The sequence below is a fragment of the Amorphoplanes digitatis genome (assembly GCF_014205335.1).
GTDB classification, from domain to species: domain Bacteria; phylum Actinomycetota; class Actinomycetes; order Mycobacteriales; family Micromonosporaceae; genus Actinoplanes; species Actinoplanes digitatus.
Genome location: NZ_JACHNH010000001.1, coordinates 400657 through 423548 on the forward strand (window position 1 = coordinate 400657; position 22892 = coordinate 423548).

Below are 22892 nucleotides of genomic sequence, written 5' to 3' on the forward strand. Positions count from 1 at the left end.
AGGGATGGGGTGAGCGGTGACGTTGCCCGAACGCGATGAGCCGACCGGCGCGCTGGTAAGACCGTACGCCGTGACCCGTGGCCGAACCCGGCCGAAGCTGGAAATAGCGCTGGAAGCGCTCGTCGAGACCACCGTTCGTGGCCGTTCCACGGGAGCGGGCAGGGGCGGGAGCGAACACCAGTACATCGCGGCGATGTGCGACGGCGGCAGAGTTCAGTCGCTGGCAGAAATCGCCGCACGCATGCAACTACCGCTCGGGGTGGCTCGAGTGATCGTCGCGGACATGGCCACAGATGGTCTTGTCGCGGTGTACGAGCCGACATCGCTTGATGATGAGTCCGATGCGGTGGGTACGGAACTGCTGGAAAGGGTGCTGAGTGGACTTCGCAGGCTCTGACATGTCGCGCCGGCCGGCCGCCGGGCGTGTGACATCGGCGAAGATTGTCATCGCCGGTGGCTTCGGTGTCGGTAAGACGACGCTGGTGGGGTCGGTCTCTGAGATCACCCCGCTGACCACTGAGGCGATCATGACCTCCGCCGGCGTGGGTGTCGACGACAACCGGCAGGTGCCGGGTAAGACGACCACCACGGTGGCAATGGACTTCGGCCGTATCAGCATCGACCGGGATCTGATCCTCTACCTGTTCGGCACACCTGGCCAGACACGGTTCTGGTTCATGTGGGACGAGCTGGTACGGGGCGCCATCGGTGCGGTGGTCATGGTGGACACGCGTCGGCTCGCCGACTGCTTCGCCGCCATAGACTTCTTCGAGCATCGACGGCTGCCCTACCTGGTCGCCATAAACTGCTTCGACGGTATGCAGTACCACAACGCGCAGGACGTTCGCGACGCGCTCGCGATCTCCAGCGACGTGCCCGTGGTGAGCTGCGACGCCCGTAACCGTGAGTCGACGAAGAACGTACTCATCTCGCTTGTCGAGTACGTCCTTACGATGCGTCGCTCGCGCGCGGTAGCGCCGGCCTGACAGGCTGCTGAAAGTCCCGCTCTGCCGACAGAGCGGGACTTTTGCATGCCCGGAGACTTTTCACGTGCGTCAAGCCCCGGCCGGTTGGCGACGACGCCGCGGGACTGGGCGCCGCGGTGGTGTTCGCGGGTCCGCGCTGACACGTGGTGGTCCTCGGCGACTCACACGGCGACCGCGCGCAGGCGCCGAAGATCCTGGACGGCGGCCTGCGCCGCACCGACGCGCCCGACAACGCCGCACCGACGCGCCCGACAACCCGGTCGCCTACGTGGAGGCGCCGGTCTACCGGGCCGAACCGGCACTGGCCCTGCGCGACCCTGAGACGGCCCAGGCGGTGCTGAATCGCGCCGGCCAGGTGGCACTGACCCCTGAGGCCCGCGAACGGCTCAGCGCCTCCCTGGCCGCCCCTGCCGAACTGGCCTCGACCCTGTAAGGGTCTGCGCCGCCGGGCACCATCGAAATCGGCCACGCTCCCGACGGGAGCGTGGCCGATCTACATGCTTGACGCGGTCCGGGACCGCGGCTCAGCTGCTGCGGTAGCCCGCGTTGTGGTATTCCTCCGCCTGGGTGCCGCCCTCGCGGCTGAAGTCCCAGCCACCGGCCGCCTCGCGGCCCGGGCGGCCACCGATCGCGTAGCCGCCGATCTCCTGCCCGCGGCGCCAGCCCCGGAAGTAGCCGGTGGTGTGCGCCGCGATGCTCGCCGCGTCGCGGACGATGCGCAGCGGGCGGTCCTCGCGCAGCGGTGAGCCGGGCACCAGGTTGGCCTGGGGTACGCGCTTCGGCAGGCCGGCGGTCGTCTCCGCCGCCACGGACGGCCTGGAGGCCTTCTCGGCCGCCCGCCATCCGGTGTCGTTCGCGTTCGTCCAGTCCAGGTTGTCCGCGGCCTCTTCGTCGTGGCCGGTGAACCAGGCCGAGCGGGCCGCGGCGAAGATCAGCAGGTCACCGTCGCCCTCGGCCGGAACCGGGGGCGTGGTGCTGCGGTCGAGCGCGGTCAGCGTCGTCCGGCGGGCCGCCGGTGCCCGGCCGTTGCGGCCGCCCCGGTCGTCGACCAGGCGCAGCGGCGGCGGCTCGGCGACCGCGGTGACGTCGGCCGGGGTGTTGACCAAGCCGGAGAGCTGCGGCTCGACGAGGCGCAGCGCCGGCGGCTCCTTCGGCATGTCCTGCCAGGGCGGGCGCACCCGGCCGTCGGTCGGCGGGCTGCTCACCGCGGCGGCCGGAGGTGCCGCCGCCGCGTCGTCGCTGCTGTTCATGAGCGGCCAGTTGGCGCGGGAGCCCGGCTCGGGCAGGTCCTGCGCGCGCTGGGCCGGCATCGGCAGCGAGTAGTCCGTCGCGCCGTTGGCGGCCGGGGGCGGCGGGGCCGAGGTGCGCGTGTTCGGCCGGGACGGGATGACCGTGCGCTGCCGCTCGGCGCGGGCGCTGCTCATCGCCGCGTTCGTCAGCGTCGGCCGGAACGGCTGCCCGGTGTCCACCGGCGGGACCGAGGACGGGCGCGAGCCCGGCACGATCGGCGTCATCCCCGGCGGGGGCGGCGGAACCGAGACGGGACGGCTGGACGGACCCGGGTTCGAGATGCGGGTCGGCAGGCCCGCGGCCGCGGCCGGTGCGACCGGCGGGGGAGTGACCGGTCGCGGCGCCAGCGGCGGCGGCATGACCGGCTCGGGTGCGACCGGGGGGCTGGTCAGGGGGCGCGGCGTCACGGGCGAACCGTTCGCGGCGGGCGGCTCGGGGCGGCTGCGGCGACCCGTCCTCGCGTCGGACGTGCGCACCGGCAGGCCCGCGGCCGCCTCGGCGCGACGGGCTCCGGCCTGGCGGCGGCCGGCCGCTCCGGTGCCGGACTGGGTGCTGGCGCGGGCGACGAGCGTGTCGACGAGCGCCTCGCACGCGGCGTCGCAGGAGCGGACCGCGCCGATGGCGTGCCGGACGGTGTCCGCCGCGGCCGGTGACAGCGCCTTGTTGACGCCACCGCGGCGGGGGGACTCGCCGATCGCCACGACCAGCGCGGTGACGGCGGCGACGACCTGGTCGTCGGTGCCGGCACCGGCGCGGGTGAGTTCCGCGGCCACCTCCTCGGCGACCTGCTCCGCGTCGTGGCTGCGGCCGGTCAGGCGGCCGGGCTCCGGCAGCGCGTCCAGCACGGCAAGGGCCAGCGGGTGCGCCGGGTCCGGATATGCCCGCAGGGCGGCCGGGTAGAGCTCGCGCAGCACCTCGCGCAGCGCGCTGGCCGCGGCGTGCCGGCCGTTGAGCATCGTCACGTGCGCCGCGAGGATGGGCTTGTAGCTCACCAGCTCGCGGGGTGCCGGGATGGTGACGGCCGCGATCGCGCCCGCCTGCAACGCGCGGGCCAGGCCCACCGCGCGACGGGCGGCCGGCGGCGCCGAGATCTCCTCGGCGGAGTCGTCGTCGGCGAATCGCTCGGCGAAGTCGTCGGTCGAGTCGTCGTCGGCCACTATCAGGGGACGGCCGGCTGCGGTCAGCAGCGACGTGACCATGTGGTCGTCGCTGTCGGCGGCTACCGCAGCGTCCGCGAACCCGCTCGTCCGCTCCACGAGCAGCGTCCCCAGCTGGGCATAGCCCGCCGGGTCGTCGCTGATCTCGTGGACTCCGAGCAGCCTTCCCGCGTCATCCACCACGGCGATGGTCAGATGCGATCCGGCCGAAGCCGTCCGCACCGTCTCATCAGCCGACGCCAGACCGCAGTACACGCGCACGAGCGCCACGGCGTCGTCCTCCTCCCGGGGCCTCTGTTTTCGGCCAAGGACTGATGGTCCCTGCTGAGGGGTCAGTCGCGCCAGTCCACAGCGGCAGAGATCTTGCCGATAATCGATCGCCAGCCCAGACTCGCCTGTTGTGCCCCGATTTTACGAAGCTTCCGGCGTCCAAAGAAACCGCCCATTCCGCCACTCTCGGCTGACCGCAGGGACTCGTCCAGGTCATCGAGTGGCGAACCCGGCGCCAATGCCAGGATCACCGGCTTCAAGCGCAGCGCGTGGCCCAGGTCTCGGGCCAGCTCGCCGGCCGCGATGAGCAGCGGCAGGTCCCACGTGTCGTGCCCGCCGCGCAGATTCTCCACCACGAGGTCCAACTCGTAGCGGTCGTCCGGCGTGGGGTCGACGTCGGACGACTGTACCCGCTCGGCGAGGGTCGCCCAGGTGTCGAGCTGTGCGAGGTCGTGCGGAGCACCCGAACGGATGAAGGAGGTAAGCGATTCGGGGGTCTTGAAGGTGAGCAGCTTGCCACGGTGGCTGAGGAAGATGGGCACTTCCTCGTCTTCCGGGGACTCCTCCTCTTCCTCCTCGGGCTCGTCGGCGAAGTCGGCCGCGTCGGGCTCCTCGACGACCTCGCCGTCCTCGGTCGTCACGGTCCCGTCCGACTTGCGCCCGGCCTTGGTGCCCGAGTCGCCCTCGGCGACCAGCGCCGCGAACTCGTCGACGCCCTCCTCCTCGGCGGCACGGGCCGCGGCCGCGCGGTCCCGGGCCTCGAAGGGGTCGTCCTCGTCCGCCTCGATCTCGGTCGGCGTCAGCTCGGAGGCGAGCCGGTAGGCGCGCAGGGTCAGGCCCACGCCACCCGGCATCGCGATCTCGACAGGCGAGATCCGTACCTCGTCCCACAGCTCACGGCCGGAGAGGTCGTCCTTTACGACGGCCTTCTCGTCCTTGACCGTCGAGCCCTCTTCGGGCGACTGGCTGGTCACGGTGACCTCCGGGTTGGTTCAAGTGAGCTGTTCGGACGGTGAGTCTGGGCACACACCTTAGTGTGCGCCCCTGCGGGGCGGCAGACCGAGGTCAGAAACCCTTCGGGTGCCACACCGTCTTGGTCTCCAGCAGCGCCGTCATCGGGTGCAGGCCGGGGTCGGCGGTGAAGTCGGGCGTGTCGACCGGCGGCCGGACGACCCGCTTGAGGCTGCCAGCCGCGGCCCGCTCCAGGTCGCCGGCGAGTTCCGGGTCGGCGACGCCGGTGAGGTCGAGCGCGTTGACGTCGTCGTGCGAGGCCAGCCAGGGCGCCGTCTCGGCGGGCCGGCCGGTGAGGATGTTGACCACGCCGCCCGGCAGGTCCGAGGTCGCCAGGACCTCGGCGAGGGTCACTGCCGCCTGCGGGGCGCTGACCAGCACCACCACCGTGTTACCGGTGACGATGGCGGGCGCGATGACGCTGACCAGACCGAGGAACGAGGCCGGCGAGACCACGCCGACCACGCCGGTCGGCTCGGGCGCCGAGATGTTGAAGAACGGACCGGCGACCGGGTTCGCGCCGCCGTGCACCTGGGCGATCTTGTCGGACCAGCCCGCGTACCAGACCCAGCGGTCTACGGCCGCGTCCACCTCGGCGGCCGGCACGCCCCGCGCGATGAACTCGTCGCGGCGGGCCTCGACCATCTCGGCGATCCGGTACAGCACCTGACCCCGGTTGTACGCCGTCGCGCCGCCCCACTTGGCCTGCGCCTTGCGGGCCGCGATGACGGCGTCGCGGGCGTCCTTGCGGGAGGCGAGGGCCACGTTGTCGCCGTCCACCAGATAGGTCCGTCCTGATTCGCTGCGCGGGAACGCCCCGCCGATGTACAGCTTGTAGGTCTTGCGCACGGCCAGCCGGCCGGCCCGGGCGGCGGGCGCCTCGGCCGGGGCCGCCGGCACGGCGGCGGTCTTCGCCTTCCGGCCGGCCTTCGCGGCCTTGGCGGCGCGCGTGGCCTTCGTCGGGGAAGTGGGCTCAGGCAAGGTACGCCTCCAGGCCGTGCCGGCCGCCCTCGCGGCCGTAACCGGACTCCTTGTAGCCGCCGAACGGCGACGTCGGGTCGAACTTGTTGAACGTGTTGGCCCACACCACGCCCGCGCGCAGCTTGTCGGCCATGGCGAGGATCAGCGAGCCCTTCTCGGTCCACACGCCGGCCGAGAGCCCGTACGGCGTGTTGTTCGCCTTCTCGATCGCCTCGTCGGGCGTGCGGAAGGTCAGCACCGACAGCACCGGCCCGAAGATCTCCTCGCGGGCGATCCGGTGCGCCTGGGTCACGCCGGTGAAGATGGTCGGCGCGAACCAGAAGCCCTGCGACGGCAGGTCGCACTGCGGCGACCAGCGCTCCGCGCCCTCGGCGGCGCCGATCTCCGACAGCTCGCGGATCCGGGACAGCTGCTCCGCCGAGTTGATCGCGCCGATGTCGGTGTTCTTGTCCAGCGGGTCGCCGACCCGCAGCGTCGACATCCGGCGCTTGAGGGCGGTGAGCACCTCGTCGTACGCGGACTCCTGCACCAGCAGCCGCGACCCGGCGCAGCAGACGTGCCCCTGGTTGAAGAAGATGCCGTTGACGATGCCCTCGACGGCCTGGTCGATCGGCGCGTCGTCGAAGACGATGTTCGCCGCCTTGCCGCCCAGCTCGAGGGTGAGCCGCTTGCGGGTGCCCGCGATCGACCGGGCGATCTGCCGGCCGACCTCGGTCGAGCCGGTGAACGCGACCTTGTTGACGTCGGGGTGCTCGACGAGCGCGCGGCCGGTCTCACCGGCGCCGGTGATGATGTTGACGACCCCGGGCGGCAGGTCGGCCTGCCGGCAGATGTCCGCGAAGAAGAGCGCCGACAGCGGCGTGGTCTCGGCGGGCTTGAGCACGACGGTGTTGCCGGCCGCCAGCGCCGGCGCGATCTTCCACGCCAGCATCAGCATCGGGAAGTTCCACGGGATCACCTGTGCCGCGACGCCGAGCGGCCGCGGGTCCGGGCCGAAGCCCGCGTACGCCAGCTTGTCGGCCCAGCCCGCGTAGTAGAAGAAATGCGCGGCGACCAGGGGCAGGTCGACGTCGCGGGACTCCCTGATCGGCTTGCCGTTGTCGAGGGACTCGAGCACGGCCAGCTCGCGGGAGCGCTCCTGGATGATCCGGGCGATCCGGAAGAGGTACTTGGCGCGCTCGGCGCCGGGCAGCGCCGACCAGGGGCCGAAGGCGCGCCGGGCGGCGGCGACGGCCAGGTCGACGTCGTCGGCCCCGGCGGAGGCGATCTCGGCGAGGACCTCCTCGGAGGCGGGGTTGACGGTCTTGAAGACGCCGCCCGAGGACGAGGCCGGCACGAACGATCCGTCGATGAACAGGCCGTAGGAGGGTGCGATGTCGACGATCGAGCGGGACTCGGGCGCCGGGGCGTATTCGAACATCCTGCTGGTCACTCCTTGCAATGCGGCAGTGCCGTCTCGGGATGGCATGTGCCTCAGTCCAGCGTGAAGTAGTCCGGGCCGGCGTAGTGGCCGGTGGCGAGCTTGGTGCGCTGCATCAGCAGGTCGTTGAGCAGCGAGGAGGCGCCGAACCGGAACCAGTCCGGGTCGAGCCAGTCGGAGCCGACCGTCTCGTTGATCATCACGAGGTACTTGATGGCGTCCTTGGTCGTGCGGATGCCGCCGGCGGGCTTCACGCCGACCTGGCGGCCGGTCTGCGCCCGGTAGTCCCGCACGGCCTCGAGCATCACCAGCGTCACCGGCGGCGTCGCGGCGACGGGCACCTTGCCGGTCGAGGTCTTGATGAAGTCGGCGCCCGCCATCATGGCCAGCCAGGACGCGCGGCGGACGTTGTCGTACGTGCCCAGCTCGCCGGTCTCCAGGATCACCTTGAGGTGCGCGGAGCCACAGGCCTCCTTGACCGCGACGATCTCCTCGAACACGTGGTCGTAGCGGCCGGAGAGGAACGCGCCCCGGCTGATCACCATGTCGATCTCGTCGGCGCCGCCGGCGACGGCGTCCCGGGTGTCGGCGAGCTTGATCTCGAGCGGGGACTGGCCGGACGGGAAGGCCGTCGCCACGCTCGCCAGGTGCACGCCGGAGCCGGCCAGCACCTCGGCCGCGATCGGGACCATCGACGGGTAGACGCAGACCGCGGCGACGCTCGGGCAGGACGGCTCGGCGGGGTCGGGGCGGATCGCCTTGGCCGACAGCGCACGGACCTTGCCGGGGGTGTCCGCGCCCTCCAGCGTGGTCAGGTCGACCATCCGGATGGCGAGGTCGATCGCCGCCGCCTTCGCGGTCGTCTTTACCGACCTGGTGCCGAGGGCGGCCGCCCGCGCCTCGATGCCGACCTTGTCGACCCCGGGCAATCCGTGCAGGAAAGAACGGAGGTTAAAGGCGGAACCGGACACGTCGGGCAGTCTCGACGTCGTTGTCGCAGTCATGAGAAGGATTCTACGCGGCCCTCCGGCAATTGATCTTGGGGAACCCCGGTAGGTTGAGCGGCGTGGACGTACTCGTCGTTGATCACCCGCTGGCCCAGTCCCGACTCACCGTCATGCGCAGCGCGGAGAGCGACTCGGGAGCCTTCCGTGCCGCACTGCACGAGCTGACCACGATGGTCGTGTACGAGGCCGCCCGCTCCTTCGCGATCGAGAAGTTCCCGATCGCCACGCCGGTCGCGCCGACGCAGGGCACCCGCCTGGCCAACCCGCCGCTGATCGTGCCGGTGCTCCGGGCCGGCCTGGGCATGGCCGACGCCGCGCTCGGCCTGCTGCCCGAGTCGTCGATGGGCTTCGTCGGCCTGGCCCGCGACGAGGACACCTACGAGCCGCGCGCGTACATGGAGTCGCTGCCCGGCGACCTGGCCGGCCTGCCGGTGCTGGTCCTCGACCCGATGCTGGCGACCGGCGGCTCGCTGGTGCACTGCTGCCAGCTGCTCGTCGACCGGGGCTGCACCGACGTCATCGTCTGCTGCGTCCTCGCCGCGCCCGAGGGCATCGAGCGGCTGCGCGACTCGGGGCTGCCGCTGCGCCTGATCACGGCGAGCATCGACGAGGGCCTCAACGAGAAGATGTACATCGTCCCGGGCCTCGGCGACGCCGGCGACCGCCAGTTCGGCGGCATGCCCCGGTTCTAGGCGGCGTACGACCAGCTCTGCGCCTTCCCGTCGGCGAACGGCATGACGCCGTGGAACGGCCTGGGCTCGGCCGCGAAGACCAGCGGCAGGAAGTGCCGGTCGGACTCCCACATCGGCAGCCGGCCGGCCAGCACGTCGGCGACCTCCACCCAGTGCAGGCTGCCCTCGGCGTTGCCGGACAGCGGGGTGCCGCTCCAGGCCGGGATGCGGAAGAGGAAGCCGAACCAGTTCTCCCCGCCGCGACCGAAGCCCGGCCAGGAGATGGTGCCGGCGAGGTCGACGGAGAGCGCCTCCAGGCCGGCCTCCTCGCGCAGCTCCCGGCGCATGCCCGCCACCACGTCCTCGTCGGGCTCGAGCTTGCCGCCCAGGCCGTTGTAGTAGCCGAAGTGGAGGTCGTCCGGCCGGGTGTCCCGGCGGATCATCAGCACCTTCCGGCGGTCCGGCGACGTCACGTACCCGAGTGTGGCGATAATCGCTTGCACGGCGGCGCACCCTAGTACATCGGCCGAAGCTCACTCACATAGACGGTGTGTGTCGAGCGCATGGAGCGGACCCCTATCCTGCTGGAATGGCGAGTTCTGTGCTGAGCATCGTGGTGCCCATTTACAACGTGGCGCCGTACCTCGACGAGTGCCTTGAGTCCATCGCCGCGCAGACCCGTGACCAGCTGGAAGTCATCCTGGTCAACGACGGCTCGAAGGACTCGAGCGGTGACATCGCCGAGCGGTTCGCGGCAAAGGACGCCCGCTTCAAGGTCGTGCACAAGGCGAACGCCGGCCTCGGCGCGGCGCGGAACACCGGCCTTGAGCACATCACCGGCGACTACCTGATGTTCATGGACAGCGACGACGTGCTCCCGTCGTACACGGCGGAGCTGCTCGTCGGCATCCTCGAGAAGACCGGCTCGGACTTCTCCTGCGGCAACGTGATGCGGCTCAGCAGCAAGGGCCTGATCCAGTCCGGCATGCACCGCGACATCTTCACCAACACCAGGCTGCGCACCCACGTCGACCAGCAGCCGGTCCTGCTCGGCGACCGCACGGCGTGGAACAAGGTCTACCGCCGGACCTTCTGGGACGCGCAGGGCCTGCGCTTCCCCGAGGGCGTGCTGTACGAGGACACCCCGGTCACCGTGCCCCTGCACGTGCTCGCCAAGAGCGTCGACGTCATCGACGCGCCGATCTACTACTGGCGTGAGCGCGAGGGCGACGACAAGTCGATCACTCAGCGCCGCGAGGAGCTCAAGAACTTCATCGACCGCCTGGAGGGCTGCTGGAAGGTGAGCACCCTGCTGGGCGAGTCGGGCCACCACGCCACCAAGCGGCTCTACGACGAGTCGGTGCTGACCGGCGACCTGTTCATCTTCGCCAAGGTGCTGCCGACCGTCGACGACGAGTACCGCCGGATCTTCATGGACCGGACCAACGAGTACCTCGACACGATCGACCCGGAGGCGATCCTCGAGCTGCCGGCCAACCAGCGGGTGCTCTGGACGCTGATCCGCAACCGGATGCTGCCGGAGATCCTCGACCTGGTCCCGGTCATGAAGAAGCAGCGCCGGATCGCCCGCAAGGGCCTGCGCCGCTATCACGACATGGACCTGTACCACGAGAAGCTGCCGCAGCTGCCGCCCGAGCTGTTCGCGGCCGGCACCCCGCGGCCGCGCACCAAGGTGCACGACGTCTCCTGGCGCGACGGCAAGCTGCACATCCGCGGGCACGCGTTCATCCCCGGCCAGTCCTCCGCGCGGCCGTGGAGCACGTCCCGGCTGATCTGGCTGAAGGAGAACTCGGGCCGGCGCACCAAGCGCATGCCGATGATCTCCCGGCGCTGCGCCGACGCCACCGCCGACCACGGCACCGCGCAGAACAACTACGACTGGTCCGGCTTCGACGCCGTCATCGACCCACAGACGATGCGTACGCCCGAGGGCGGCTGGAAGACCGGCACCTGGACCGTGGTGACCGGGGTCGTCGGCCTGGGCCGGATGAGCAAGGGCTCGCTGGAGATCGGCCAGCCCGCCAACCCGATCAAGCTGACCGGCCTGGACGTCGGCGACGACGTCCGGATCACCCCGTTCATCAAGCAGGGCCGGCTGCGGCTCCGGGTCGAGCGGGTACCCGCCCGGCTGACCGGCGGCCGCCTGGTCGACGACCACCTGGAGATCGAGGGCCGGCTGCGCGGCGACGCTCCGGTCACCAGCGCGACGCTGTCGCGCATAGACGGCCTGACCTGGCGCCGCTACCCCGTCGAGCTCGACGGCGAGCGGTTCCGCTTCCGGGTGCCGGTGCGTGACCTGCAGCGTGACGGGGTCACCTACGAGCCGCTGCGGGTCGCCGAGCCCACCGACCGCTTCCGGATCGACCTCGCGGTCGGCACCAAGCGCAGCGGAATGGTCGCCTGCGGTACCGCCGACGACTTCGCCTGGGATCCGATCGACATCGGCGTGCTCAGCGTGCACGTGCACGCCGCGCTCTCCGGCGAGGCCCAGCTTGTCACCATGCCGACCGGCCCGCTGCTGACCGGGGTGAGCACCGCGGACCGCAAGTTCCGGTTCTCCGGCCGGATCCACGGCCCGGTCGACCGGTTCAAGCTGGTGCTGCGGCCGTTCAACGCCCGCGAGACCTGGAGCTTCGACGCGCACGTCGACGGCGACACCTGGCACGCCGAGGTCGACCCGATCGCGGTGCCGAGCTTCGACGACCACATCCGCATCCGTACCGGCATGTGGAACGTGCTGTACCGCGACAGCAACGGGCCGGTGCATCCGCTGCCCGCCGTGGCCGAGGTGATGGCCGCGCTGCCGCTGCCGCTGGCCGGGGACGCACCCCGGGTCTCGCTGGAGTGGCTGACCGACGAGCGGGTCGTGCTGCGCGTCCGCACGGCGCTCGAGGAGGACGAACGCGGCCGCTACCACCAGACCCGGCTGCGCGAGAAGGAGTACCCGGCGCTGCGCAAGCAGCCGCTGCGCGACGTCGTGCTCTACAACAGCTTCACCGGCCGGCAGTACTCGGACAGCCCGCGGGCGGTGCACGAGGAGCTGGTCGCGCGCGGCGCCCAGCTGGAGCACCAGTGGGTCTCGGTCGACGGCCAGGCACCGCTGCCGCACAGCGCCGAGCCGGTGGCGCTCTGGAGCCGCCGCTGGTACGAGTCGCTGGCGACCTCCCGCTACATCGTCACCAACCAGCACCTGCCGGAGTGGTTCGAGCGCCGCCCGGGCCAGGTCGTGGTGCAGACCTGGCACGGCACGCCGCTCAAGCGGATCGGCTTCGACATCGCGGACGTGCAGTTCACCGACCGCCGCTACCTGGAGAAGCTGGAGATGGAGGCCCCGAACTGGAGCTTCCTGGTCTCGCCGAACACGTTCAGCACGCCGATCCTGCGCCGCGCCTTCAAGTACGACGGCGAGCTGATGGAGATCGGTTACCCCCGCAACGACCTGCTGTTCAAGGACCGGGCCGCGATCAAGGAGCGGGTCCGCAAGGCGGCCGGCATCCCCGAGGGCCGCAAGCTCGTGCTGTACGCGCCCACCTGGCGCGACGACGAGTACCTGGCCGGCAGCTACCAGATCTCCATGAAGATCGACGTCGTGGACGCGGCGGAGAAGCTCGGTGCGGATCACGCTCTGCTCGTGCGCCGGCACCCGAACGTCATCGACGAGATCCCGGGCAACGGCGACGGCTTCGTTTTCGACGTATCGACATACCCCGACATGGCCGAACTGTTGGCGGCAGCGGATATGTTGATCACCGACTACTCGTCGGTGATGTTCGACTTCGCCAACACCGGGCGTCCGATGCTGTTCTTCACCTACGACCTGGCGCACTACCGCGACACGCTTCGCGGGTTCTACTTCGACTTCGAGCAGGAGGCCCCCGGCCCGCTGCTCTCGACGTCGGAGGAGGTGGTGGCGGCGATCCGGGACATCGACGCCGTCGCCGCCCGCTACGCAGATCGCTACACCGACTTCGCGGCCAAGGGTTGCGACCTGGACGACGGCGCCGCCACCGGGCGCCTCATCGAGGGCATGCTGGCCGCCGGAAAGCAGGAGAGAACGATATGAGCGAACCGACGAAGGCGACGGTCTGGCACAAGGTTCGCCGCCGCATCGCCGGGGGCCGGGGGCCGGAGTCCCGCCTGGTGAAGGTGCTCAAGGAGCAGCAGGCGGAGGCGAAGAAGCAGGCCGCCGAGGTTCGCAAGCATGAGAAGTCCACCACCGCGCTGCTCACCGACATCCGCTGGGAGATGCGCGAGCAGCGCAAGTACCTCGAGGGCTTCCGGGCGCTGGCGGCACGGGACACGTTCGCCGAGATCCGCGAGTTCACCGAGGCCTGCCAGCTCGGCTTCGAGGACACCGTTCGTAAGGTCGCCCAGGAGCGGATCAGCCTGGCCCGCTTCGGCGACGGCGAGCTCAAGACCATGCTGCGGCCGGAGTTCAACCTGCGCTTCCAGCCCTGGTCGGCGGCGCTCGCCGGTGACCTGCGGCAGGTGCTGCGGATGGACGGCTACGACCGCGACAAGCTGATGGTCGCGTTCCCGTACACCTTCCGTAACGTGCACTGGACCGGGGTCTGGCTGGACATCTGGCCCGAGGTGAAGCCGCTGCTGGACACCACGCTCACCTGGGGCATGGCGCACGTCTCGCGCCCGCAGTACTTCATCCACCTCGGCCGCCAGGGCGTGCAGCTGTGGCGCGACGTCTGGGACGCCAAGGAGATCGTCATCGTCACCGGCGAGGGCTCGCGGTTCGTCCTCGAGCCGGCGCTGTTCGACAACGCGAAGTCGATCGAGTTCGTCTACTCGAAGCCGGTGAACGCGTACGCGGACCTGCCGCGGCTGATGCCGCTGCTGGAGGCGCAGGACCCGGACAAGCTGTTCCTGATCGCGCTGGGCCCCACCGGCACCCTGGTGGCGGCGAAGCTGGCGCAGGCGGGACGCTGGGCCATCGACGTCGGGCACATCAGCGAGAGCTACGCGAACGTGTTCGAGGGCGGCCAATGGCCCGAGGCGATGGGTGTTGTCAAGAAGTAGCCTTTTATTCCGGACGGCTGGCCGTTGCTCTGGTGACACCGGCCACTATCGTTTTCGCCATGACCTCCATCGCGCTCGCTGAGGAACTCCTCCTCCTCGCGTACGACGACCAGACCGGCAAGGCGACCGGTTCCCGCATCGGGCTCGACCTCGGCATGTCCGCGGCCGTGCTGGTGGACCTTGCGCTGGCTGGCCGGATCGCCTACGTGAACGGGAACCTGGTAGTCAAGGACCCCACGCCGACCGGCGAGCCGATCGCGGACCTGGTGCTCGCCAAGGCCGCGGCGGACGAGCCGCACACACCGGCGCAGTGGGTTCAGCGGCTGCGGCACAACCTGCGCAACCGGGTCCTCCAGGACCTGATCGCGCGCGGCGTCGTGCGCGACGTGGACGAGACCCAGATGGGCCACATCCACGTGCACCGCTACCCGACGGCGGATCCCGCTTTCGAGGCCGAGATCCGCAAGCGGCTTGCCGAGGCCCTGATCACCGACGCGCCGCCGGACGAGCGGACGGCGGCACTGGCCACCCTGCTCATCGCGACCCGGATGGAGCCGGCCCTGCGCCTGCCGCCCGAGGAGTCGGCGCGGGCACACGAGCGGCTGGAGGAGATCGCCAGCGGCGCCGGCTTCTACGGCGCTATGAACCTCGAGGACTCCATCGTGCGCCCGAGCGTCGCGCTCGTCGTGGCCACCCTGGGCCGCGCGATCTCCGCGGCCCTGGGCGCCCCGAAGGTCTGACCCGCGATCCGGGGCCGCGAGGCCCCGGATCCGGCGTCGTCAGTCCAGGCCGAGGGCGGTGGCGACCTCCGGGCGCAGCTCGCGGTTCAGCGCGGCCTCAGCGCGGAGCCGGGCCGCGGCCAGGTCGCCGTCGACGACCGGCTCCACCACCTCGAGGTACGCCTTGAGCTTCGGCTCGGTGCCCGACGGGCGGATCACCACGCGGCAGCGCGGGGTACGCAGGGTCAGCACGTCGGCGTCCGGTAGCCGGTCCTCGACGTCGGTGACCTCGTCGCCGAGCAGTGTCCGGGGCGGGTTCGCGCGGACCCGGGCCATCGTGCGGGTGATCTCGCCAAGGTCCTCCACCCGCATCGACAGCTGGCCGGTGCGGTGGACGCCGAACTCCGTGTCCAGGTCGGCGAGCCGGTCGGCGAGGGACTTCCCGTCGGCCTTGAGCGCGGCCGCCATCTCGGCGACGATCAGCGCGGCCGTGATGCCGTCCTTGTCGCGCACGAGGCCGGGCGCCACGCAGTAGCCGAGCGCCTCCTCGTAGCCGTAGGCGAGCTTCTCCGCGCCGCGCACGATCCACTTGAAGCCGGTCAGGGTCTCCGCGTACGGCACGCCGCGGGCGGCGCAGAGCGCGCGCAGCAGCGTGGACGAGACGATCGTGGTGGCGTAGGCGCCGGCCGTACCGCGCCGGATCAGGTGGTCGGCGAGCAGGATGCCGAGCTCGTCGCCGCTGAGCGGGCGCCAGCTGCCCGGCTCCGCGCCGGGCAGGGCGACGGCGCAGCGGTCGGCGTCGGGGTCGCTGGCGATGGCCAGGTCGGCGTCGAGCGCCGAGGCGAGGGCGAGCAGCAGGTCCATCGCGCCCGGCTCCTCCGGGTTGGGGAACGCGACGGTCGGGAACTCCGGGTCCGGCTCGGCCTGCTCGGCGACGACGCCCGGCGCCGGGAATCCCCCCTTGGCGAACGCCGCCGCGAACACCTCGCCGCCGACGCCGTGCAGGGGCGTGTAGGCCACCCTGAGATCGCGAGGGCCGGGCGCGACGACGTCGGCCGCGCTGTCCACGTACCCCTGGACGATCCGTTCCTCCAGGACCGTGCCGGGCTCGCCCAGCGGGACCGCGGTGACCGGGCCGGCCGCCTGGATGGCGGCCTCGATGCCGGTGTCGGCCGGCGGGACGATCTGCGCGCCGGCGCCGCCCGGCCCGCCGAGCTGTGCGCCAAGGTAGACCTTGTAGCCGTTGTCCTGCGGCGGGTTGTGGCTGGCGGTGACCATGACACCCGCGACCGCGTCCAGCGCCCGCACGGCGTACGCCAGCACCGGCGTCGGCAGCGGCCGGGGCAGCAGCAGCGCCGCCCGCCCGGCGCCGGTCGCCACCCGCGCGGTCTGCTGGGCGAACTCCCGCGAGCCGTGGCGGGCGTCGTAGCCGATGACGAGCGGACCCTGGCCGCCCTGCGCGGCCAGCCAGCCGACCAGGCCGGCGGCCGCCCGGGTGACCACCGCGAGGTTCATGCCGTTCGGCCCGGCGCGCAGCCGACCGCGCAGGCCGGCCGTGCCGAAGGTCAGCGGGCCGGCGAACCGGTCGGCGAGCTCATCCGCGCTGCCGGGGAGCCGGGAGATCAGTTCCCGGATCTCGTCGCGCGCGGCCGGGTCGGGATCGTCGGCGAGCCAGGTCTCGGCCAGCCTGCGAAGGTCGTCAGTTGCCATGCTCAGTGGATAGCACGGCGGGCCGGGTCAGCCTGCCTGGAGGGTGAAGGTCTTGGCCATCTCGTCGAAGTACTGCTTCTTGTCGCCGAACTGTGCCTCGGTCGTGGTGAGGTAGAAGGAGTACATCTTGCCGCCGGTGGTGGTCTGCCACCAGATGCCGTGCCGCATGGTGTCGCCCTCGCCGCACGTGTACTCGAACTGGGCGCCGGTCAGCCCGGCGATCTCGACATCGGTCGCGCCGAGGTGGTTGAACGGCTTCGGGCAGGCCTTCGACTTCTTCAGCGTGCCCGGCGCCGTGGTCTCGGCGAACTTGCGCGGCGGGATGGATCCGGGCTCGATCAGGATCCGGACCTTCGTCGACTTGTCGTCCGGGTCGACGTAGTCGACCCAGTTGCCGCTCGCCGCGCGGGACCAGCCCTTCGGCACCCTCACCGTGACGGCGTCGTCGCCCTTGTAGTCCTGGGTCTCCAGCGACGCCGGCACGACCTGACCGCCGGTCGACGGCTGGTCGGGCGGCAGCGCCTTCTCGCCGCCGCCGGACAGCGAGAACACCAGCACCAGTACGACGACCACGGCCAGCGCGCCGCCGCCGGCGATCAGCTGGGTCGAGCGCGGCCAGCCCTTCGCCGTGGCGACGGCCCGGGCCGTGTTCTCGCGGACCGTGGCGACCGCGTTGTCGATCATTGCGCGCCGCTTCGCGGCCGGGTTCGTCACTACCGTGCCGGGCATCGGGTCACGGGCCGCGCGGGCGCCGTCCCACTGCCGCCGCGGCGGCAGCACGCTTGTCGCCTCGCTCTGCTGGGCGCCCGGCGGGATGACGCTGGTCCGGTTGTTGTCGTCGAGGCCGGGCGGCGGCGGGTAGGCGCCGGTCGGCGCGTCCGCGGGCTCGGCCTCGGGCGCGCGGCGCCGGCCGCCGCCGGAGTTGCCCGGCTTGAGCTTGGACAGGCGGCCGGTCAGCGACTCGCCGGGTGCGAGCATGGCCCGGCCGCCGATCTGGCCGGACGGCTTCGGCTGCTGCGGCGGGATGGGCTGGGTCTCGGCCGCCGGCGGGCGCTGCGCCGGCACCACCGAATAGGGGTCCGTCATCATGTGCGGCGGTGCCTTGCTGGCCAGCGGGCCGGCCAGCTGCTGGCGCAGCATGGTGCGCGCGCTCTGCACGTCGAAGCGCCGGGCCGGGTCCTTCTCCAGCAGCCCCATCAGCACCGGGGTCAGCGAGCCCGCGCGCACCGCCGGGGTCGGCGGGTCCTCGACGACGGCGTGCATCGTCTCGATCGGGTCGCCCTTGTCGAACGGCGGGCGGCCCTCGATCGCGGTGTAGAGCGTGACGCCGAGCGAGAACAGGTCGCTGGGCGGCCCGAAGTCGCTGCCCATCGCCCGCTCGGGCGAGATGAAGTGCGGCGAGCCCAGCACCATGCCGGGCGTGGTCAGCTGCACGTCGGTGGGCATCCGGGCGACGCCGAAGTCGGTGAGCACGCAGCGGCCGTCGGTGCAGATCAGCACGTTGGCGGGCTTGACGTCGCGGTGCAGCACGCCGTGCGCGTGCGCGACCTCGAGCGCGCCGAGCAGCGCGATGCCGATCTTCGCCACCACGCGGGGCGCGACCGGGCCGTCCTCGATGACCATGTCGGCGAGGCTGCGCGCCTCCAGCAGCTCCATGACGATCCACGGGCGGCCGTTCTCGTGCACCACGTCGTAGACCTGCACGACGGCCGGGTGCTGGAGGGCGGCGGCGGCCCGCGCCTCGCGCATCGTCCGCTCGTACATCGAGTCGCGGTCGCTCGGAGCCAGGCCGGGCGGGAGGATGACCTCCTTGATGGCCACGTCGCGGCGGAGCAGCGTGTCCGCGGCCCGCCAGACCGTGCCCATGCCGCCGTGGCCCACCGCGGCGCGCAGCGTGTAACGCCCGCCGATGAGCGTGCCCGGGGCCGCGCGTCCGCTGGTCGGAGCAGAGTTGCCACCGCTCCAGGTCGGAATCTGAGTCACGAGAGATGCCACCGAAGGGGGTAGGGGGCTGTCGGCCAACCAGGCTATCTTGCCGGTTCCCACCCCTTTTCGGAAAGCCGCCGAGGGGGTGTTCTCCAAACCTCGACCGTGGGTGAGCGCGTTGTCGCATAGGGTGGAACTTTTCGGACGGAGAGTGCAAAATACCTCACCCGCGTGTGCTTAACGCTGCTTTAGGATCGCCCTTGTGAACGCAGAATCCGGGTTCGAGATCAAGCCGGTATACGGCAGCGGTGACGTGGCGCCCGACGTCGACACCAGGCTCGGCGAACCCGGAGCGTATCCGTACACCCGGGGCGTCTACCCGACGATGTACACCCAGCGCCCGTGGACGATGCGGCAGTACGCGGGCTTCGGCACCGCCGCCGAGTCCAACGCCCGCTACCACCAGCTGCTGGCGGCCGGGACGATGGGCCTGTCGGTCGCCTTCGACCTGCCCACCCAGATGGGCTACGACTCCGACGACCCCATCGCGCACGGCGAGGTCGGGAAGGTCGGCGTGGCCATCGACTCGATCGACGACATGCGGCAGCTCTTCGACGGCATCCCGCTGGACAAGGTCTCCACGTCGATGACGATCAACGCGCCCGGCTCGGTGCTGCTGCTGCTCTACCAGCTCGTCGCCGAGGAGCAGGGCGTGCCCGGCTCCGCGCTGACCGGCACCATCCAGAACGACATCCTCAAGGAATACATCGCCCGCGGCACCTACATCTTCCCGCCGAAGCCGTCGCTGCGCCTGGTCGCCGACACGTTCGCGTACTGCCGCGCCGAGATCCCGAGGTGGAACACCATCTCGATCTCCGGCTACCACATGGCGGAGGCCGGCGCGACGCCCGCGCAGGAGATCGCGTTCACGCTGGCCAACGGCATCGAGTACGTGCGCGCGGCGATCGCCGCCGGGCTCGCCGTAGACGACTTCGCGCCCCGGCTCTCGTTCTTCTTCGTCGCACGCACCACGCTGCTCGAGGAGATCGCCAAGTTCCGGGCGGCCCGGCGGATGTGGGCCCGGATCATGCGCGACGAGTTCGGCGCGAAGAATCCGAAGTCGCTGATGCTGCGGTTCCACACACAGACCGCCGGCGTGCAGCTCACCGCGCAGCAGCCCGAGGTCAACCTGGTCCGGGTCGCGGTGCAGGCGCTGGGCGCGGTCGCCGGCGGCACCCAGTCGCTGCACACCAACGCCTACGACGAGGCGATCGCGCTGCCGACGCAGAAGTCGGCCCGGCTCGCCCTGCGCACCCAGCAGGTGCTCGCGTACGAGAGCGGCCTGGTGGACACCGTCGACCCGTTCGCCGGCTCGTACGTGATCGAGGCGATGACCGACGAGGTCGAGGCCGCCGCGACCGCGCTGATCGAGCGGGTCTTCAGCTTCGGCTCGTCCGTCGAGGCGATCGAGCAGGGCTTCCAGAAGCAGGAGATCGAGACCTCGGCGTACCGGATCTCCCAGCAGATCGACAGCGGCGAGCGGGTCGTCGTCGGCGTCAACCGCTTCGGCATCGACGAGGAGGAGAAGTACGAGCCGCTCCGGGTCGATCCCGCGATCGAGGCGGACCAGGCCGCCCGACTGGCGAAGCTGCGCGCCGACCGCGACTCCCCGGCGGTCGAGGCGGCGCTGGAGGATATGCGCAGGGCGGCGGCGGGTACGGAGAACGTCCTGCCCCCGATGCGCGCCGCCTTGCGACTGCGTGCCACCGTGGGCGAGGTATGCCACACACTTCGCGACGTGTGGGGCGTGTACCACCCCGTTGAGCACTTCTGATCGAGGTCTCGGGTCGGGCCGGAGCCGCGTTACCTTCGCGTTTCGTCACCCGTTGTAGGAAGTGGTGAACTGATGCCGCCCGCGAAAGGCTCTAATCAGGGCTTTAGTGACACGGTTAGGGTTGATCATTGCGGGAATGGCGTTGCACAGCGTCACCTCATCAGGTCTAAGCTGTCGCGCGTTGCGGAAACCGGTTCAGTTGACGAGAGCGATAGAGAATCCGACGTGACAACAGCCTTGACCGTGCCCGACGACTCCCAGCTGGCGCCCTTCCCGGGGCCGCCGCCGGGCGCCGACCCGCTGCCCGGCCAGCTCGACCGCTGGCTCGCCTCCCGGGGCGCCGAGCTGGTAGCGATCCGGCGGCACATCCACGCGCACCCGGAGCCGTCGCACGCCGAGTTCGAGACCGCCGCACTTGTCGCCCGCGAGCTCGCCGTCGCCGGCCTGAGCCCGCAGCTGCTGCCCAAGGGCAACGGTCTGATCTGCGACATCGGCGAGGGCGACCGGGTGATCGCGTTCCGCGCCGACCTCGACGCGCTGCCGCTTCAGGACACCAAGGACGTGCCCTACCGCTCGACGGTCGACCGGGTCGCGCACGCCTGCGGCCACGACGTGCACACCACCGTGCTGCTCGGCCTCGGCCTCGCCCTGGCCCAGCTCAACGAGCAGGGCGAGCTGCCCGGCCGGGTCCGGCTGATCTTCCAGCCCGCGGAGGAGTGCGTCCCGTCCGGCGCGCCCGAGGTCATCGCCTCCGGCGCGCTCAAGGACGTCGCGGCGATCTACGCGCTGCACTGCTACCCCCAGCTGCCGGCCGGCCTGGTCGGCGTCCGCTCCGGCCCGTTCACGGCCGCCGCCGACACCGTCGAGGTCCGCCTCAGCGGCCCGGGCGGGCACACCGCGCGCCCGCACCTGACGGCCGACCTGGTGCACGCGCTCGGCCGGGTCATCGTCGACGTGCCCGCGCTGCTCGACCGGCGGGTCGACCCGCGCGCCGGCGTCTCGATGGTCTGGGGCGCGGTGCGGGCCGGGCAGGCGTTCAACGCGATCCCGGGCGAGGGCTCGGTGCTCGGCACGGTCCGCATACTCAACCGCGAGGCCTGGCGCGAGGCCCCGGAGCTGATCACCAAGCTGATCCGCGACGTGGTCGCCGCGACCGGCGCCGAGGTCGAGGTCAAGTACACCCGCGGCGTCCCGCCGGTGATCAACGACCGGATGGCGGCCGCGGTGATCGCGGGCGCGGCCGGCGCGGCGCTCGGCCCGGACCGGGTCGTCGAGGCCGAGATCAGCATGGGCGGCGAGGACTTCGCCTTCTATCTCGAGAACGTGCCGGGTGCGATGATCCGGCTCGGCACCGGCGCGCCGGGCCAGGACGTGCACGCGGACCTGCACCAGTCGAACTTCGACGTCGACGAGCGGTGCATCGGTTATGGGGTGCGGGTGTTGGTGCATACCGCGCTCGCCGCGCTGTCGACCGCGGCTTACTGACAAAGATCAAGAGCGTTAACACCGATCATGAGCTTTTTTGCCACGGCGGTGCATGGTGCTGACCGTCGCTCCCGCGGGCCCCGGTCGCTTCGCTCCCTTCCGGGTGCGTGAGTGGTCGCGCTCGTCGCCGCTGCGCGCCGACAGAACAAAGGCCCTGTCGCCTCGGATCGAGGCGACAGGGCCGACTGCTATTTGGCGTCCTTCTCGTCGGGCGAAGCCGGGGTAGCCGGCGGTGCGGACTGCGGGGCCGCCGGGGGCGCGGATTGCGGGGCGGCCGGGGGTGCGGGGCGGTGCGGGTGGACCGGGTAGCCCGGCGGCGGGCCGTGTGTCGCGAAGGCGGGGATCGCCGGGCGGGGCGGGCTGGCCGGGTGGGACCGGCGGTAGCGGCGGTAGGCCAGGACGATGGCCCAGGCCGGGAGGCCGATGGCGATGAGCCAGGGCAGCAGCCAGCCGATGATCGTCACCAGGACACCCAGCGAGGTCAGTAGGCCCTTCCAGCCGTTCTCCAGGCCTGCCAGGAAGCCGGGCGGGCCGTCCTCCTTCGGCTGATTGGCGACCGCCTCCGGGTCGAGCAGGATCACGGTGATCGTCGACAGGGACGTCAGGTCGGCCAGGCGGCGCTTCTTCGCCTCCAGCGACGCCAGGTCCGCCTCGCGCGTCGCCACCTCGCGCTCCAGCATCACCAGGTCGTTCAGGGACTTCGCCTGGGCGAGCAGCTTGCGGCCGCTCTCCACCCGGGCCTTCTGGGTGGCGATCCGGGCGTCCAGGTCGATGACCGCCTCGGTGACGTCCTCGGTGTTGATGCCGCGCTGCTCCTCGTCGCCCAGCTCCGCGAGCTGGGTGACCACGGTGGAGAACTTGTCCGTCGGCACGCGCAGCTCGAGTGAGGCGTCCGACGAGCCGGAGCCGCTGTTGCGCTTGTCGCCGCTGACGAAGCCGCCCGCGGCGGTCGCGATGCCGGAGGCGCGAGCCGCGGAGATGTTCACGTCGTCGACGCGTACGGTGATCGAGCCGGTGTAGATGATCGACCGCTGGTCGACGGCCAGGTTGGGCGCCTGCGCCGTCTGGTCCTTGCCCTGCGAGTCGGCGTCCTCCCGAGGCGCCTCGGGCGCGCCGGCCGCGGGAGCCTCGGCCGCGCCCTTGTCGGACCCGCCGCCCGAGGTGGACTGCGTATCGTCCGAGCCGCCGCTGCCGCCGCAACCCGCCAGTGCCAGTGTCAAGGCCAGCCCGACGGCACCGACTGCCGCCGCTATCTTTCGTCCTGCACGCATGGATCCTCCGTTGACCGTTGAGATCTGCACCCTGGGACGCGCGACGCGGATGCGCCGGTTCCGGCAGACTGCGAGGTGAGCGGTCACGATTCGGCACCGGAG

The 22892-nt window shown here is 71.3% G+C and carries 18 protein-coding genes; 9 read left to right on the plus strand and 9 right to left on the minus strand.

The window, feature by feature from the left end; translation table 11 throughout:
• Positions 1-22: 22 nt before the first annotated feature.
• The 3 genes from BJ971_RS01880 to BJ971_RS42750 all read left to right on the plus strand — a co-directional run bounded on the left by BJ971_RS01880 (position 23) and on the right by BJ971_RS42750 (position 1419).
• Positions 23-397 (plus strand): DUF742 domain-containing protein, encoded by a 375-nt coding sequence (locus BJ971_RS01880; protein ID WP_184998576.1) that lies wholly within the window; start codon positions 23-25, stop codon positions 395-397.
• A gap of 1 nt (position 398) precedes the next feature.
• A complete protein-coding gene (locus tag BJ971_RS01885) occupies positions 399-986 on the plus strand; it encodes a GTP-binding protein (RefSeq protein ID WP_184998575.1) in 588 nt (195 codons plus the stop codon).
• Positions 987-1050: 64 nt separating this feature from the next.
• Positions 1051-1419 carry a DUF8817 family protein gene (locus BJ971_RS42750; RefSeq protein WP_498368184.1) on the plus strand — a complete coding sequence of 123 codons (369 nt, stop codon included), beginning with the start codon at positions 1051-1053 and terminating at the stop codon, positions 1417-1419.
• Positions 1420-1510: 91 nt separating this feature from the next.
• On the opposite strand, the gene BJ971_RS01895 is transcribed toward BJ971_RS42750, so the two are convergent.
• From BJ971_RS01895 to deoC, 5 genes are all read right to left on the minus strand, one after another.
• The gene (locus BJ971_RS01895; protein WP_184989040.1) at positions 1511-3703 is read right to left on the minus strand and encodes a transposase; all 2193 of its coding nucleotides are present in this window, start codon (positions 3701-3703) and stop codon (positions 1511-1513) included.
• 62 nt (positions 3704-3765) lie between these two features.
• Complete coding sequence (locus tag BJ971_RS01900; protein ID WP_184989043.1) at positions 3766-4677, minus strand: SatS C-terminal domain-containing protein; 912 nt, start codon at positions 4675-4677, stop codon at positions 3766-3768.
• A gap of 91 nt (positions 4678-4768) precedes the next feature.
• Positions 4769-5614 (minus strand): aldehyde dehydrogenase family protein, encoded by an 846-nt coding sequence (locus BJ971_RS01905; protein ID WP_184998578.1) that lies wholly within the window; start codon positions 5612-5614, stop codon positions 4769-4771.
• Between the two features lie 73 nt (positions 5615-5687).
• The gene (locus BJ971_RS01910; protein ID WP_184989046.1) at positions 5688-7115 is read right to left on the minus strand and encodes an aldehyde dehydrogenase family protein; all 1428 of its coding nucleotides are present in this window, start codon (positions 7113-7115) and stop codon (positions 5688-5690) included.
• Between the two features lie 53 nt (positions 7116-7168).
• Complete coding sequence (gene deoC, locus BJ971_RS01915; RefSeq protein WP_184989049.1) at positions 7169-8119, minus strand: deoxyribose-phosphate aldolase; 951 nt, start codon at positions 8117-8119, stop codon at positions 7169-7171.
• 62 nt (positions 8120-8181) lie between these two features.
• On the opposite strand from deoC, the gene upp reads away from it, so the two are divergent.
• Entirely contained in the window at positions 8182-8814 is a 633-nt protein-coding gene (gene upp / locus BJ971_RS01920) for a uracil phosphoribosyltransferase (protein WP_184989052.1), read from the plus strand.
• Here the strand turns inward: upp and BJ971_RS01925 are convergent.
• Positions 8811-9266, minus strand: a complete 456-nt coding sequence (locus BJ971_RS01925) for an NUDIX hydrolase (RefSeq protein ID WP_239087472.1) — start codon at positions 9264-9266, stop codon at positions 8811-8813. The two genes, upp and BJ971_RS01925, sit on opposite strands and share 4 nt — an antisense overlap.
• Positions 9267-9382: 116 nt before the next feature.
• Between BJ971_RS01925 and BJ971_RS01930 the strand changes: the two genes are divergently transcribed.
• The 3 genes from BJ971_RS01930 to BJ971_RS01940 are packed head-to-tail and all read left to right on the plus strand — an operon-like array spanning position 9383 to position 14585.
• On the plus strand, positions 9383-12877 hold the full coding sequence (locus tag BJ971_RS01930) for a bifunctional glycosyltransferase/CDP-glycerol:glycerophosphate glycerophosphotransferase (protein WP_184989058.1): 3495 nt from the start codon (positions 9383-9385) through the stop codon (positions 12875-12877).
• Positions 12874-13845: a GT-D fold domain-containing glycosyltransferase gene (locus BJ971_RS01935; protein ID WP_184989062.1), complete on the plus strand. Its 972-nt coding sequence runs from the start codon at positions 12874-12876 to the stop codon at positions 13843-13845. Before BJ971_RS01930 ends, BJ971_RS01935 begins: the two co-directional genes overlap by 4 nt.
• Positions 13846-13904: 59 nt before the next feature.
• Positions 13905-14585, plus strand: coding sequence for a GOLPH3/VPS74 family protein (locus tag BJ971_RS01940; protein WP_184989065.1), 681 nt, complete (start codon positions 13905-13907; stop codon positions 14583-14585).
• A gap of 39 nt (positions 14586-14624) precedes the next feature.
• Here the strand turns inward: BJ971_RS01940 and BJ971_RS01945 are convergent, their stop codons facing one another.
• Both BJ971_RS01945 and BJ971_RS01950 read right to left on the minus strand, forming a co-directional pair.
• Positions 14625-16274, minus strand: a complete 1650-nt coding sequence (locus BJ971_RS01945) for a phospho-sugar mutase (protein ID WP_184989069.1) — start codon at positions 16272-16274, stop codon at positions 14625-14627.
• Between the two features lie 27 nt (positions 16275-16301).
• On the minus strand, positions 16302-18257 hold the full coding sequence (locus tag BJ971_RS01950; RefSeq protein ID WP_184989072.1) for a serine/threonine-protein kinase: 1956 nt from the start codon (positions 18255-18257) through the stop codon (positions 16302-16304).
• Between the two features lie 205 nt (positions 18258-18462).
• Here BJ971_RS01950 and BJ971_RS01955 point away from each other — a divergent pair, with 205 nt between their 5' ends.
• Together BJ971_RS01955 and BJ971_RS01960 are read left to right on the plus strand one after the other, a co-directional pair.
• Positions 18463-20034 carry an acyl-CoA mutase large subunit family protein gene (locus tag BJ971_RS01955; protein WP_184989075.1) on the plus strand — a complete coding sequence of 524 codons (1572 nt, stop codon included), beginning with the start codon at positions 18463-18465 and terminating at the stop codon, positions 20032-20034.
• 225 nt (positions 20035-20259) lie between these two features.
• Entirely contained in the window at positions 20260-21519 is a 1260-nt protein-coding gene (locus BJ971_RS01960) for an amidohydrolase (protein ID WP_184989078.1), read from the plus strand.
• A gap of 188 nt (positions 21520-21707) precedes the next feature.
• On the opposite strand, the gene BJ971_RS01965 is transcribed toward BJ971_RS01960, so the two are convergent.
• Positions 21708-22790, minus strand: coding sequence for a DUF4349 domain-containing protein (locus tag BJ971_RS01965; protein ID WP_184989081.1), 1083 nt, complete (start codon positions 22788-22790; stop codon positions 21708-21710).
• Positions 22791-22892: the final 102 nt, after the last annotated feature.